We start from the raw sequence: 13389 nt of genomic DNA on the forward strand, positions 1-13389 counted from the left end.
AGGGCGCCTTCTCGTCCTGAGATGCCCGGGTCGGGCCGGGGCATGACGCGCCCTCAGAGCGGGATGTTGTCGTGCTTGCGCCAGGGCCGCTCGACGTTCTTGGTGCGCAGCATGGCGAGGGCGCGGGCGATGCGGCGGCGGGTCGAGTGCGGCATGATGACTTCGTCGATGTAGCCTCGCTCGGCCGCGACGAAGGGCGACATGAAGCGGTCCTCGTATTCTTTGGTCTTGGCGGCGATGCCATCCGCGTCCATGCCGCGGAAGATGATCTCGACCGCGCCCTTGGCGCCCATCACCGCGATCTGGGCCGTCGGCCAGGCATAGTTGACGTCGGCGCCGATATGCTTGGAGGCCATCACGTCATAGGCGCCGCCGAAGGCCTTGCGCGTGATGATGGTGACCAGCGGCACGGTGCATTCGCTGTAGGCGAAGAGCAGCTTGGCGCCGTGCTTGATCAGGCCGCCATATTCCTGCGCCGTGCCCGGCAGGAAGCCGGGAACGTCGACGAAGGAGACGATCGGGATCTCGAAGGCGTCGCAATAGCGCACGAAGCGGGCGGCCTTGCGCGAGGCGTCGGAATCGAGCACGCCGGCCAGCACCATCGGCTGGTTGGCGACGATGCCGACGGTGCGGCTCTCGATCCGGCCGAAGCCGGTGACGATGTTCCGGGCGTAGGCCTCCTGGATCTCGAAGAAATCGCCCTCGTCGACCGTTTTCAGGATCAGCTCCTTGATGTCGTAGGGCTTGTTCGGATTGTCCGGCACGAGCGTGTCGAGGCTCATGTCGACGCGGTCCGGCACATCGAAGGAGGGCCATTCCGGCACGCCCGCGGTGTTGTTGGCGGGCAGGAAGTCGAGCAGCCGGCGCACCTGCAGAAGCGCCTCGACATCGTTCTCGAAGGAGCCGTCGGCGACCGAGGATTTGGAGGTGTGGACCTTGGCGCCGCCGAGCTCCTCGGAGGTCACCGTTTCGTTGGTGACGGTCTTCACCACCTCCGGGCCGGTGACGAACATGTAGGACGTGTCGCGCACCATGAAGATGAAGTCGGTCATCGCCGGGGAATAGACGTCGCCGCCGGCGCAGGGACCCATGATCACGGAGATCTGGGGGATGACGCCCGAGGCCTGCACGTTCCGCTTGAAGACCTCGCCATAGCCGCCCAGCGCCGCGACGCCCTCCTGGATGCGGGCGCCGCCGGCATCGAACAGGCCGACGATGGGCGCGCGCATCTTCAGCGCCATGTCCTGGATCTTGATGATCTTCTGGGCGTGGGTCTCGGAGAGCGAGCCGCCGAAGACGGTGAAGTCCTTGGAGAAGACGAAGACGGTGCGGCCGTTGACCGTGCCCCAGCCGGTGACGACGCCGTCGCCGGGGATCTTCTCGGCCTTGTCCATGCCGAAATCGACGGCGCGGTGCTGCACGAACATGTCGAACTCCTCGAAGGAGTCCTTGTCGAGCAGGAGCTCGATGCGCTCGCGGGCCGTGAGCTTGCCGCGCTTGTGCTGCGCCTCGATGCGCCGCTCGCCGCCGCCCTTGCGGGCGCCCTCGCGGCGGGATTCGAGCTGTTCAAGGATGTCCTTCATGGCGGAAGCTCCCGGCGGGAAAAACGCGTCTCGGAAGCCGGCTTAAGCGGGGGCGCGGCGAGAGTCCATGGCGAGCTTTGCCGAAACGCGCTGCCGCATCATGCCGAGCGGCCGAGAGGCGCTGCGGCGGCAGGGCCTTGTAACTTGGCGCTTCAGCCTTGCGCCAGCAGCAGCGCGGCGGCGTCGAATTCGCGGCGGCGGATGGCGCGGCGCTCGGCCGCCTCCTCGTCCTGCCCCCAGACCTCGATCTGGTAGTCCTCGTCGAGATGGGCGGCGTCCCAGGCCTCTCCCGGGCCGATCAGCCGGTTGGCCAGGGCGAGCATCAGGATCGCCGAGCCGGTCAGCGTCATGACGTTGTGCGCGCCCGCCAGCGCCACCGGCGCGGGAATGGCGTCGAGCTTGCGGGCGAAGGCCGCGAGCGTGCCGGCGGGCTGCTCGGCGAAGACCACGCCCTCGGCCAGCAGGAAGCGGGCGCCGATCAGCGATTCGACCGCGTCCAGCACCGGCTGCCAGACCGCGTTCTGGCGCGCGACCAGCGCCTCCGGCTCGCCGGCGCGATAGCAGAGCGCGTCGGAGCCGGCATAGCGCAGGATCTCGGCGCGCACCGCCGCCTCCTGGTCCGCGACGCCGTCGAGCGCCGAATTGACCAGCCGGGTCAGCGGCATGGCGGCGGGGTCGATCTGGCCGGCCTGCGCCTGCCATTCGGCGGCCAGCGCCTCGGCGACCGCGCGCGAGCCGACCGCGAGCGGCCGGCGCGCCGGAGTGCGGGCCGTCCTGCCGTCGAGCGCGACATGAAACAGCCCGTCGCGCTCGAGCACGCCCGCCTCCTTGTAGAAGCGCGCGGGCAGGGGATTGCGCATCGCCTGCTGGGCGGCGGCGACGGGGTCGGGCCGGCTAGCGCCCGGCGAGCCGAAGCGGGACAGGAAATCGTCCGTGGACATGGCGCTGGCTTAGCGCATCGGGCCGGAAAGTGGAATCCGGTCCGAGGGACAATCCGGTGCCGATGCAAGGCGCCGGGTCGCCGCTTTGCATCGGCCGGGATCCATGCGCCCCGGCGCATGCGCGCCGGGCGTGGAACCGTGCAGCCGCCTCAGCCGCCGAAGCGGTCGCGCCAGGCCGGCTGCGCGCCCGGGAAGGGCAGGGCGGTCGCGGCATGGACGCCGCGCGCCACGGCCCGCGCCAGGACATCGGCGGCGGTGGCGCAGAGCTCGGTCAGGGCGAAGGCGTCCGAGGGGGCGCCGCTATGGCCCGTCGCGGCGGCGAAGACGATGTCGCCGTCGAGCGGGGCATGGGCCGGACGCAGCGCCCGGGCGAGCCCGTCATGCGCGGCGAGGGCCAGCCGCTTGGCCTGCGCCTTGGTCAGCGCGGCGTCGGTCGCGACCAGGGCGATGGTGGTGTTGCGGCCGGTGCCGCCCTTGAAGCGCAGCGCGGTCTCGGCGGGGGTGATCGCCGAAGGCCAGCCGAGGCCGCCGAACTCCGCGCCGTGCTCATAGGGCGCCGCCCAGAAGTGCGGACCGTCGCCGATGGTGGCGCTGCCGACGGCGTTGACCGCGACGAGGGCGCCGACGATCTGGCCGGTGGCGGCCCGGGCGCTGGCCGAGCCGAGCCCGCCCTTCAGGTTCACGGTGGTCGCGCCATAGCCGGCGCCGGCGGTCCCCAGCGCGAAGTCGGGGCCGGCGGCGGCCGCGGCCGCGGCGCCGAGCCGGCGATAGGGCGTCTCGCCCTCGCCGCGGGCCCAGGGCTTGTCGCCGCCGTTCATCAGGTCGAACAGGATCGCCTGCGGCACGATCGGCACGCGGAAGCTGCCGACGGGAAAGCCGCGTCCCTGGCCCGCGAGCGCGCTCATCACCCCATCGGCGGCGCCGAGCCCCCAGGCGGAGCCGCCGGAGAGCACGACGGCGTCGATGTGCTCGACGGTCATCTCGGGCTCGAGCAAAGCGGTGTCGCGCGTGCCCGGTCCGCCGCCGAGCACGGCCGCGGCCGCCACGGTGGGGCGCTCGAACAGGGCGGCGGTGACGCCGGTCGCGGCGACCGCGTCATGCGCCTGGCCGACGAGGACGCCACGGACATCGGTGATAAGGTTGCGCATGGCGGGAATCTGGACCGAACCGAATCGCGGCGGAGGCGTTGTCGTCACATTACGATCTTTTCATCCGCGAGCCATCGCCGGTTCACGCCCCGGAAGCGATCGTGACCTCATCGCGACCGGCTTCGAGACCCGCTGAGCGACACGTTACAGGCTGCCCCGAGGAGACCTTCATGAAACCCATCGTCCTCATTGCCGCGTCGTCCATCGCGGCGCTCGCCAGCACCTTCGCCCTGGCCCAGCCGCAGACGGTCCCCGCCGCCGGCGGCGACAAGAAGCAGGAGCACACCGAGCAGACCCGCGAGCAGCGGCGCGAGGAATGGCGCCAGCGCCGCGCCGAGCAGGCCAAGGCCCGGCTGGAGCAGCGCCTCGCCAAGGTCCGCGACGAGCTGAAGCTCAAGCCCGAGCAGACGCCGCTCTTCGACAAGGTCGAGGCCCTGATCAAGCAGCGTTCGGCGGAACGCGGCGAGCGCTTCGCCGCCCTGCGCGAGGAGCGCGAGAAGCTGCGCAGCGCCGATCTGATGGAGCGGATCGACGCCCGCGCCAAGCGCCTCGGCGAGCGCGCCGCCGCCTCGAAGGAACTCGCCGATACGGTGAGGCCGCTCTGGGCGACCCTGAGCGACGAGCAGAAGACGGTGCTGCGCCGCTCGGTCCGGCAGGCGATGGCGGAAGGGCGCGAGCGCTTCCGCGAGAACCGGGAATGGCGCGGGCGCCATCATGACGACGATCGCGGCTGGGGCCATCGCTGGCGCGGCGAGTGGCGCGACCGCGGCGGCGACGACGACTGAAGGCCTCGACATCGCGTGAGACGGGCCGGCTCCTGCGAGCCGGCCTTTTTCGTTGCGAATCAGCCCGCTGCGCCTGTTCGCCTGAGCGACCGCCCGGGCGAACAGGCCTGCGTCCGCCCGGCCCCGGGGCGGACGCAAGGGCAATCATGGCGCTGCCGGGCGTGTTTTCCTTGCTTGCGCCGCAATTCGGCCTTACTGCCTAACCTGCGGAATTGACAAAGGATTTCGCGATTCACCATATCTGTTCAAGTTGGATTCATGGCTTCGCGTTTACGCTTTGTCAGCCAATGCGATGCAAGGGGTGAAGAATGAGTAACATCTGGCTGACATGGGGAATGCGCGCCTTCATCGGCTCCGTCTTCGTTCTGTGCCTGTTCGGACCTTACGCACTGTCGATCCTGATCGGTTGCCTCGGCCTTGGCTGCTACTGCTTCCGCAACGAGGTCGGCTCGCATCTCTAGGGCAGGCGGCTTTGCCCTCCGCGGGCAATGAAAAGGGGCGGACCCGAGGGGCCGCCCCTTTTCATTGCTGCCGTCAGCCTCAGCGACGGAGGCGGCGAAGATGGCAGATCTTGACCTTGCCGCCCCGGCCGTCCGCCCGCCAGACGCAGCCCTGTCGTTCGGGCGTGCGGTCGTAGAGATGGATGACCGCGCGGCGATTGCGGTCGAAGCGCTGGTTCGAGACATCATGCCCGCCGACGCGGACATTGCGGCCGAAGCGGACCTCCGCCTGCGCGGCGCTGACCGCCGGCAGCGCCAGCAGGAACGCCGCGAGCATGATCCGCACGGGGACTGCGGCAGAGGTCTTGCGGGAACGCAGCGTCATCGGCACGGTCTCATGCGCCGCGCGGGCGGATCTCGCCCAGTCCCGGAAGCCGCATCGCGGCGTCGAGCTCGCCGCGCGGCGGAGGCTCGCGGGACGGCAGGGCGTGGAGCACGGTATAGGTATCCTTGCCCTTCCTCTTGCTGTGGTAGAGCGCCTTGTCGGCCAGTTCGATCAGGCCGCTTGCCTCCAGCGCGTGGCTTTGCGCCTTGCAGGCGATCCCGATGCTGAGCGTCAGCGGAAGCGCGTCGCCTTGCCAGGTGAGCGGACGGGCGCGCAGCAGGGCGCCGATCCGCTCCGCGGTCCGGATCGCCTCGTCGGCCGTCGCGCCGGGCAGCAGGATGACGAATTCGTCGCCGCCCAGGCGTGCGAAGGTCGTCCTCCGGCCGAAGGCGGCGCAGCCCTCGAACGTTCGCGCGACATGGGACAAGGCGGCGTCTCCCGCCGCGTGCCCGTAGCTGTCGTTGATCGCCTTGAAGCGGTCGAGGTCGAAGAGAAGCAGGCTGACGGGCGCCCCGCCATCGGCGAGGGCGGCCTCCAGGCCGGTCAGGAAGCTGCGCCGGTTGGGAAGCCCGGTCAGGTCGTCCTCGGCGGCGAGGCGGGCGAGCTCCGAGCGCAGGCGGTCCACGCTCAGGACGATGAAGCCGAAATTCCAGAGGGTGGCCGAGAACATCAGGACGAGCAGGTCGGCCGCCGCGAGACGGGCGACCGGGATCTCGATCTCGCTGCCGGCCAGCCTGGCCGTGAACAGCCCGGCCACCGTCAGATGCGCCAGGGCCGCGAGCAAGAGGCCGATGGCGGCGATGATCGCGCCCAGGTCGCGATGGCGGTGATTGAGCAGATAGCCGGCCGTCAGCAGGAGAGGCAGAGCCTGAAGGAGGGTATAGAGCGGGTTGAAGCCGTACCAGGTCCGGAAGGTCGCTGCCATCGCGACGACGGAAAGGGCGAGGAGAGCGGAGCAGGACCGCCAGCGCGTCGGGTCGCCATGGAACCGGCGAACGCCCATCAGGCAGAGATAGAAGCCGGCGATGGTGAAGGCGTTGCCGAGGACGGTCTGGACAAGCAGGCCGTCATTGCCCTGCGTGGCCAGGATCGCTCCCCCGAAGATCGGGACGATCGCGCCGCAGAGCCAGAAGCGCGCGCCCCCCAGGTCGGGATAGCGGTAGACGATCGCCGCCCACAGCACGGCGTGGGACAGGCCGAGAAGCAGGACGACCAGATAGAGGGTGAAGAAATCCGGCACCGGGGGGCTCAAGCTCTGCGAAGCCGATCGGCTCCGTGCGGCAGGAATGCGCGAAACAGATCGCGATCGGCATAATCCGTTCGCTCAAATTGATGCCAATCCCGGCCGGCCTGTCCGGGCGTCCGGGCGCGCTCTCGCAATGGACCGCGACGAGGGCGCGCAGTCCGGCGCGCTTCGCGCCGGAACGGGAGGCGGAAAAAAGAAGAGGGAGGGCAAGAATTCGCCCTCCCTCGGAAATCTTCGCGGAAAACGGGGCCTCGCCCCGTCCCGGCGCCTCAGCGCGAGTAGAACTCGATGACGAGGTTCGGCTCCATCTGCACCGCATAGGGCACGTCCGTGAGCGCCGGAGTGCGGGTGAAGGTGGCGGAGAACTTGGTGTGGTCGGCGTCGATATAGTCCGGCACGTCGCGCTCGGCGAGGGCGGCGGATTCGATGACGATGGCGAGCTGCTTCGAGCTCTCCTTGACCGCGATCACATCGCCCGGCTTGACCTGGTAGGAGGCGATGTTGACGCGCTTGCCGTTCACGGTGACGTGGCCGTGGTTGACGAACTGGCGGGCGGCGAAGACGGTCGGCACGAACTTGGCGCGATAGATCACCGCGTCGAGACGGCGCTCGAGCAGGCCGATCAGGTTCTCGCCCGAGTCGCCCTTGAGGCGGATCGCCTCGGCATAGTAGCGGCGGAACTGCTTCTCGGAAATCGAGCCGTAATAGCCCTTCAGCTTCTGCTTGGCGCGAAGCTGGGTGCCGAAGTCGGACGGCTTGCCCTTGCGGCGCTGGCCGTGCTGGCCCGGGCCGTATTCGCGGCGGTTGACCGGGGATTTCGGGCGGCCCCAGATGTTCTGACCGAGACGGCGGTCAATCTTGTATTTCGCCTCGTGGCGCTTCGACATGTCGCGTGTCCTCTCAGGTTCGCGAATTGAGGACCGCGCCCTCCTGCTCCCCGGCGACGGGCCGGGGCGACAGATCCGGCCTCCGAAGAAGGGCGGATCGCGGGTGCGGAAAAAGCCGCGCGGCCCCGTGAGGAGCCGCGCGACGAAAGGGCGTATGACCGAAAGCCGGCTTCGAGTCAATGTGAGGCAGGCGGAAAGCCGCCATGGGCGCCGCTGGCGCGGGGCCGATGGCCAGGCTGTTTGCCTCAGTTCTCCAGCGGCATCGGGTCGACGACGACCTGCGCCAGGCCGTAGCCGGCAAGCGCGATGCGCAAGGGGCCGGTCAGGGCGCCGCCGCCGGTGAAGACCGCGGTGGCGTCGCGGCCGGGGAGGCCGGGCTCGCGCGCCGCGGGCAGGAGATCGGCGACGCGGCGCGCGACTGCCGGGGCCGGGTCGATCCATTCGACCGGCCAGGGCGCGAGCCGCTTCATCCGCTCGAGCAGCAGCGGGTAATGCGTGCAGGAGAGGGTGACCACGTCGGTGCGCCGCCCTGCCGCCTCGACGAAGCAGGGCGCGATCTCGGCGGCGAGGACCGCGTCGTCGACCGCTTCGCCCTTCAGCGCCTGCTCGGCGAGGCCGGCGAGCCGGGTCGCGCCCACGAGCGTCACCGCGTGGCGCGCGGCATAGGTTCCGATCAGCTCGCGGGTGTAGTCGCGGGCCACGGTGCCGGGCGTCGCCAGCACCGAGATCAGGCCGCTGCGGGTCGCGGCGGCGGCGGGCTTGATCGCCGGGACCGTGCCGACGAAGGGAATGGCGAAGCGCGCCCGCAGCGTCGGCAGCACCAGCGTCGAGGCGGTGTTGCAGGCGATCACCACGAGGTCGGGGTGGAAGCGCGCGACGAGCCGCTCCATCACGTCCGTGACGCGCGCGACGAGCGCCGCCTCGCCGAGCCGGCCATAGGGGAAGCCGGCGTCGTCGGCGGCATAGACGATATCGGCGCCCGGGCAGGCCCGGGTGGTGCGCCCCAGCACCGTGAGGCCGCCGAGGCCCGAATCGAAGACCAGGATGGTGGATCGCGGGCGGGGGATCGCGAGGGGGCGGTGGCCCGTTCCGGCGAGAAGATCGACCTGCATGACAGCGCTGCGAGACCTCAAAGCCCGACTCCGCCAGAGAGGGGTTAAGCGAGGGTCAATGCCGAGTGACGCGGCTGTCCCGAATTTAGTTAACTTTGTCCACTATTTCGCTGTTTCCTCCTGACGGGAGGTCGCCATGGCGGGAAGCGAGACCACGGCCGTCGCGGCCATTCGCCGGTTCAACCGGTTCCATACGCGCTGGGTGGGCGCCCTCGGCGGCAATCTCCACGGCTCTGGCTTCGCCCTGGCGGAGGCGCGCGTGCTCTACGAGCTGGCGCAGCGCGAGGGCTGCCTGGCGGTCGAATTGTCGCGCGATCTCGATCTCGACCCGGCCTATCTCTCGCGTATCCTGAAGCGTTTCGTGGCGCAGGGCTGGCTCGAGCGGCAGCGTTCGGCCGCCGACGGCCGGGCGCTGCGCCTGAGGCTCACGCCGGCGGGCGAGCTCGCGTTCCGGCCGCTCGAGGCGGCGTCGCGGGCGCAGGCCGAGGCGATCCTGTCGCGACTCTCGCCGGCGCAGCGCGACAGGCTGGTCGGCGCGCTCGCCGATACGCAGGCGCTGCTCTCGGGCGAGGCAGCGGCGCGGCCGCGGCCGGTGATCCGCGAGCATCAGGCGGGCGATATCGGCTGGGTGGTTTCGGCGCATGGCCGGCTCTACGCGGAGGAATATGGCTGGGACATGACCTTCGAGGCGCTGGTCGCCGAGATCGCGGCGCAGTTCCTGCGCGCGTTCAAGCCGGGTCGCGAGCGCTGCTTCATCGCCGAGCTCGACGGCGCGCCGGTCGGATCGAGCTTCGTGGTCGAGCAGGACGCCGAAACCGCCAAGCTGAGGCTGGTGCTGGTGGAGAAGCGCGCGCAGGGGCTGGGGCTGGGCAAGGCGCTGGTGGGCGAGGCCGTCGCCTTCGCCCGCGCCGTGGGCTACCGGCGCATGGTGCTGTGGACAAACGACATCCTGCATGCGGCGCGGGCCATCTACCAGGCCGAGGGTTTCCGGCTGGTCGCCGAGGAAAAGCATCATTCCTTCGGCGTGGATCTGGTCGGGCAGAACTGGGAGCTGAGGCTCTAAAGCGCGCCGGCTTCGCGCGGAACCCCGCCGTCATTCCGGACAGGCCGCGCACGGCGCCGATCCGGAAACCGGCGAAGGTCTTCGCGTTGCATGATTGCGGCCGGGGCAGGCCCGGAATGACGCGCTGCTTCGGTGGAGGCCGCCGCGACGGCCGGCGTGCGGGGCGCGGTCCGCAAGCCCGCCGGCAGGACGCCAGCGTCCGTCATGTCGGCATTTTCGAGCGAGATCGATCCATTTCGGCCGCGAAAGCCGCAGGGCGTGCCGGCAGGAACCGCGGCGCGCCGGCCTCTTTGGCGGTCGCGGGCGAGCCGTTCGGGGAGGCGGCGGCGGTCCGCATGTCGTTCTACATTAGAATAGTTATTTATTGGATCGATTCTATTGTTTTGCTTGGAGGTCTGAAGCAATTGACACGATGTTGTACAAGCAATATCGCAGCAAAAGCCTGAGAATCATAAGATTCTGTTTGTATTCATTTTAATCTGCTCGGCGCGGCCGGACCAGGCGGCGTCATGGTGGGGGTGGGCGATGGGCGTTCATTTCGGAAAGCTTCGCGGGGGCGTGGCGCTCGGCACGCTGGCCCTGATGCTGGTGGCGGTTTCGGCGGCCGAGGCGCAGCAGCGCAACCGGCAGGCGGACGCCAACCCGCCTCCGGCCACCGGCGATACGCCGGTCCTGCTCGACCAGATCAACGTCCAGGGCGAAGGCCAGCCGGGCGGGGCGCTGCTCAACGGCCCGACGACCACGCGGGTGACGCGCCAGGAGCTCGACCGCCAGCAGGTGCAGAGCCTGACCGAGCTGTCGAACCGGGTCGAGGCCGGCATCAGCTTCAACCGCCAGAACAACACGATCAACATCCGCGGCCTCGACGGCCCGCGCGTGCTGACCACGATCGACGGCATTCGCCAATCCTACATCACCGACACGCGTGTCGACAAAAGCTCGACCAACGCCTTCGACTTCGACTCGCTGTCCACGCTCGACCTGCTGCGCGGGGGCAGCGGCGCCAGCACGATGGGCTCGGGCGCGCTCGGGGGCGTGCTGGCGGTGCGCACGCTCGATCCGGAGGATCTGATCCGCGGTAATCGCTCCTTCGGTGCCCTCGCCAAGACCGGCTATGACAGCACCGACCGGGCTTGGTTCGGCAGCGCGGCGACGGCCGCGCGGCTCAACAACACCTGGTTCCTGCTGCAGGGAGGTTTCCGCGACGGGCACGAGACGGACAACCGGGGCGGCGTGAAGTCGATCGGCGCCACCCGCACGGCGCCGAACCCGGCCGACTTCAACCAGTACAACATCCTCGGCAAGGTCTATCACTATGTCGACGAGGTGCACCGTTTCGGCATTCAGGGCGAGCTGTTCAAGCGCAGCGACCGGGTGCAGACGCGGACCTCGACCGTGTCACTGACCGGCAACTACCGGCCCGGCGCCTACCAGACGGGCGAGGATGTCGAGCGCAAGCGGGTTTCGCTGACTTACGACTACAAGCTGCCCGGCGGTTTCCTCGACGAGGCGCACGCGATCCTCTACTGGCAGAACGTCAAGCGCGACCAGCTCATCTGGGCCCGGCGCTTCACCTCCAATCCGCTCGGCATCTATGCCCGTGACGGACAGTCCGAAGAGGACGCCTATGGCTTCAACGGCTATGTGGTGAAGAACTTCCAAACCGGCATCGCCTCCCACAAGTTCACGCTGGGGACGGAATTGCGGGCAAGCAAGCTCCAGCAATATTCGGCTGGTCTCGACGGCTGCCCGCCCGGCCCTCCTTATCCGGCCGGCTTCTCGGGCTGCAACAACCTGCACAGCAACCAGGCCGACCAGCCCGATGTCGACGGCAAGATGGTCGGGCTCTACGCGCATGACGAAATGGGCTTCATCGACAACCGGCTGAGGATCACGCCTGGCGTGCGCTTCGACTGGTACGAGGAAAAGCCGAAGGAGACCCCGGCCTACACGATCTCTTCGTCCTATCCCGGCTCGCTGCCGGCTTCGTCGAGCGACTCGGCCTGGTCGCCGCGCATCCGGCTCGAATACGACATCCTGAAGAACGCGCCCTGGGTGAAGGACGTCACCTTCTTCGCACAGTGGGGCAAGAGCTTCAGGGCACCGACGGCGAGCGAGCTCTATGGCCGCTTCGGAGCCGTCGGCACCTATCTGCGGACGGGAAATCCCGATCTGCGGCCGGAGGTCGGCAACGGCATCGATGTCGGCCTGCGCTTCGGTGACAAGGCGTTCGGCGGTTCGGTGACCTATTTCCGCACCAATTACCGCAACTTCATCGAGACCTATCAGGTCGAGCCGCCGATCCCCGGCGGGCTCTATCCGCAGGGCGGCATCACCGGCTATCGCAACATCGCCCGCGCCGAGATCCAGGGCGTCGAGCTCAACGCCCAATACGCCTTCGCGCCGAACTGGCTGGTGCGCGGCTCCTTCGCCTATACCCGCGGCGTCAACAAGGACGAGCACACCTATCTCAACTCGATCTCGCCGATCCAGGGCATCGTCGCCGTCGCCTACGGCACCGATACCTGGGGCGCGGAGGTTTCGGCCAAGCTCGCCGGGCCGCGCAATCACGTCGAGGCGATCACGGGCAACGATCAGGGCTTCCGCGCGCCGGGCTACGCGATCTTCAACGCCTCCGCCTGGTGGCGGCCGCTGCCGCAGATCGCCGACCTTGAATTGCAGGTTGGCGTCTACAACATCTTCGACCGCAAGTACTGGGATGCGGTCAACGTGCCGACCGGCAATCTGGCGCAGGCCCGCGACTACTACACGGAGCCGGGCCGCACCGTGAAGGCGACGCTGAAGTACCAGTTCTGACCGGGACGTTTCGAGACCCCCCGACCAGATGGCCGGCCCTCCGGGGCCGGCCTTTTTCATGCGCGGGCCGCATTCCCGGTCCTCGGCCCGGTGCTTCGCAGGGAGACCGCCCGGGCGGCGACGCTTCAGCCCTCGTCCGGCTCTCCGGCCTGCCGCGCCAGCAGGCGCGCCTTCCTCGGTCCCTCGACCAGCGACTTGAAGACGCCGCGCAGCGTGCGGGCCTCCTGCTCGGTCATGGCGAGGCGGTGCAGGATGTCGCGCAGATTGGCGGTCATGATCGGCTTCTTGCCGGGCGGGAAGAAGCCGCAGGCGTCGAGCTCGCCTTCGAGATAGTCGAACATCGACAGGACCATCTCGCGCTTCGCCGGGGGTGAGGGGTTGCTCTCGCGGAAGGGCGGCTCGCCGCCCGTCGCCTTGAACCATTCATAGCCGGAGAGCAGCACGGCCTGGGCGAGGTTGAGCGAGGCGAAGGCCGGGTTGACCGGAAAGGTCAGGATCGCGTCGGCGAAGCTGATCTCCTCATTGGTCAGGCCGATGCGCTCGCGCCCGAACAGGATGCCGACCCGCTCGCCGCCGCCGATGCGCGCGGCGGTCTCAGGCATCGCCTCGGCCGGGGTCAGCACGCGCTTCATCTGGCCGCGCTCGCGGGCCGTGGTGGCGAGCACATGGTTCAGGTCGGCGATGGCCTCGGACGCGCTGGCGTAGAGCCGGGCGTTCTCGAGGATATGGGTGGCGCCGGAGGCCGCGGCCGTGGCGCCCTTCTTCAGCCCGCCGCCGCTCGGCCAGCCGTCGCGCGGCGCGACGAGGCGCATCTCGGAGAGGCCGAAATTGGCCATGGCGCGGGCGCACATGCCGATATTCTCGGCGAGCTGCGGCTCGACGAGGATGACGACGGGCGCGGCTCCCTCGATGGCGGGGCGGGTGCGGTCGGTTCCGGAACCGGTCATGGTCCTTGCTGTTCGTTGACGTGCGCGGCTGCTAT

At 69.2% G+C, this 13389-nt stretch carries 12 protein-coding genes; 4 read left to right on the plus strand and 8 right to left on the minus strand.

Annotated elements, in window-relative coordinates:
• Positions 1–53: 53 nt before the first annotated feature.
• The 3 genes from ACWH43_RS09035 to ACWH43_RS09045 form a co-directional block, all read right to left on the minus strand.
• A complete protein-coding gene (locus ACWH43_RS09035; protein WP_158445855.1) occupies positions 54–1583 on the minus strand; it encodes an acyl-CoA carboxylase subunit beta in 1530 nt (509 codons plus the stop codon).
• 152 nt (positions 1584–1735) lie between these two features.
• Positions 1736–2524: an ATP12 family chaperone protein gene (locus ACWH43_RS09040; RefSeq protein WP_158448303.1), complete on the minus strand. Its 789-nt coding sequence runs from the start codon at positions 2522–2524 to the stop codon at positions 1736–1738.
• A 149-nt stretch (positions 2525–2673) separates the two neighbouring features.
• On the minus strand, positions 2674–3672 hold the full coding sequence (locus ACWH43_RS09045; RefSeq protein ID WP_158448304.1) for a P1 family peptidase: 999 nt from the start codon (positions 3670–3672) through the stop codon (positions 2674–2676).
• A gap of 170 nt (positions 3673–3842) precedes the next feature.
• Between ACWH43_RS09045 and ACWH43_RS09050 the strand changes: the two genes are divergently transcribed.
• The gene (locus tag ACWH43_RS09050) at positions 3843–4457 is read left to right on the plus strand and encodes a Spy/CpxP family protein refolding chaperone (protein ID WP_158445857.1); all 615 of its coding nucleotides are present in this window, start codon (positions 3843–3845) and stop codon (positions 4455–4457) included.
• Positions 4458–4765: 308 nt separating this feature from the next.
• Positions 4766–4918, plus strand: a complete 153-nt coding sequence (locus ACWH43_RS09055; protein ID WP_260347775.1) for a hypothetical protein — start codon at positions 4766–4768, stop codon at positions 4916–4918.
• 79 nt (positions 4919–4997) lie between these two features.
• On the opposite strand, the gene ACWH43_RS09060 is transcribed toward ACWH43_RS09055, so the two are convergent.
• The 4 genes from ACWH43_RS09060 to murI all read right to left on the minus strand — a co-directional run bounded on the left by ACWH43_RS09060 (position 4998) and on the right by murI (position 8527).
• Positions 4998–5282, minus strand: a complete 285-nt coding sequence (locus ACWH43_RS09060; protein ID WP_260347776.1) for a hypothetical protein — start codon at positions 5280–5282, stop codon at positions 4998–5000.
• 10 nt (positions 5283–5292) lie between these two features.
• Positions 5293–6522: a GGDEF domain-containing protein gene (locus tag ACWH43_RS09065; protein WP_158445858.1), complete on the minus strand. Its 1230-nt coding sequence runs from the start codon at positions 6520–6522 to the stop codon at positions 5293–5295.
• 275 nt (positions 6523–6797) lie between these two features.
• Positions 6798–7415: a 30S ribosomal protein S4 gene (gene rpsD, locus ACWH43_RS09070; protein ID WP_158445859.1), complete on the minus strand. Its 618-nt coding sequence runs from the start codon at positions 7413–7415 to the stop codon at positions 6798–6800.
• Positions 7416–7660: 245 nt separating this feature from the next.
• Positions 7661–8527: a glutamate racemase gene (gene murI, locus ACWH43_RS09075; protein ID WP_158448305.1), complete on the minus strand. Its 867-nt coding sequence runs from the start codon at positions 8525–8527 to the stop codon at positions 7661–7663.
• A gap of 136 nt (positions 8528–8663) precedes the next feature.
• Between murI and ACWH43_RS09080 the strand changes: the two genes are divergently transcribed.
• Together ACWH43_RS09080 and ACWH43_RS09085 are read left to right on the plus strand one after the other, a co-directional pair.
• The gene (locus ACWH43_RS09080) at positions 8664–9590 is read left to right on the plus strand and encodes a bifunctional helix-turn-helix transcriptional regulator/GNAT family N-acetyltransferase (RefSeq protein ID WP_158445861.1); all 927 of its coding nucleotides are present in this window, start codon (positions 8664–8666) and stop codon (positions 9588–9590) included.
• A gap of 525 nt (positions 9591–10115) precedes the next feature.
• Entirely contained in the window at positions 10116–12407 is a 2292-nt protein-coding gene (locus ACWH43_RS09085; RefSeq protein ID WP_158445862.1) for a TonB-dependent hemoglobin/transferrin/lactoferrin family receptor, read from the plus strand.
• Positions 12408–12532: 125 nt separating this feature from the next.
• Here the strand turns inward: ACWH43_RS09085 and ACWH43_RS09090 are convergent, their stop codons facing one another.
• The gene (locus tag ACWH43_RS09090) at positions 12533–13354 is read right to left on the minus strand and encodes an RNA methyltransferase (RefSeq protein WP_158445863.1); all 822 of its coding nucleotides are present in this window, start codon (positions 13352–13354) and stop codon (positions 12533–12535) included.
• Positions 13355–13389: the final 35 nt, after the last annotated feature.

It is taken from the genome of Allobosea minatitlanensis (assembly GCF_964020775.1).

Bases quoted from the DNA above. Each gene is read 5' to 3' on its own strand.
- ACWH43_RS09035 (WP_158445855.1), bottom strand. From the start codon at position 1,583: ATGAAGGACATCCTTGAACAGCTCGAATCCCGCCGCGAGGGCGCCCGC.
- ACWH43_RS09040 (WP_158448303.1), bottom strand. From the start codon at position 2,524: ATGTCCACGGACGATTTCCTGTCCCGCTTCGGCTCGCCGGGCGCTAGC.
- ACWH43_RS09045 (WP_158448304.1), bottom strand. From the start codon at position 3,672: ATGCGCAACCTTATCACCGATGTCCGTGGCGTCCTCGTCGGCCAGGCG.
- ACWH43_RS09050 (WP_158445857.1), top strand. From the start codon at position 3,843: ATGAAACCCATCGTCCTCATTGCCGCGTCGTCCATCGCGGCGCTCGCC.
- ACWH43_RS09055 (WP_260347775.1), top strand. From the start codon at position 4,766: ATGAGTAACATCTGGCTGACATGGGGAATGCGCGCCTTCATCGGCTCC.
- ACWH43_RS09060 (WP_260347776.1), bottom strand. From the start codon at position 5,282: ATGACGCTGCGTTCCCGCAAGACCTCTGCCGCAGTCCCCGTGCGGATC.
- rpsD (WP_158445859.1), bottom strand. From the start codon at position 7,415: ATGTCGAAGCGCCACGAGGCGAAATACAAGATTGACCGCCGTCTCGGT.
- murI (WP_158448305.1), bottom strand. From the start codon at position 8,527: ATGCAGGTCGATCTTCTCGCCGGAACGGGCCACCGCCCCCTCGCGATC.
- ACWH43_RS09080 (WP_158445861.1), top strand. From the start codon at position 8,664: ATGGCGGGAAGCGAGACCACGGCCGTCGCGGCCATTCGCCGGTTCAAC.
- ACWH43_RS09085 (WP_158445862.1), top strand. From the start codon at position 10,116: ATGGGCGTTCATTTCGGAAAGCTTCGCGGGGGCGTGGCGCTCGGCACG.
- ACWH43_RS09090 (WP_158445863.1), bottom strand. From the start codon at position 13,354: ATGACCGGTTCCGGAACCGACCGCACCCGCCCCGCCATCGAGGGAGCC.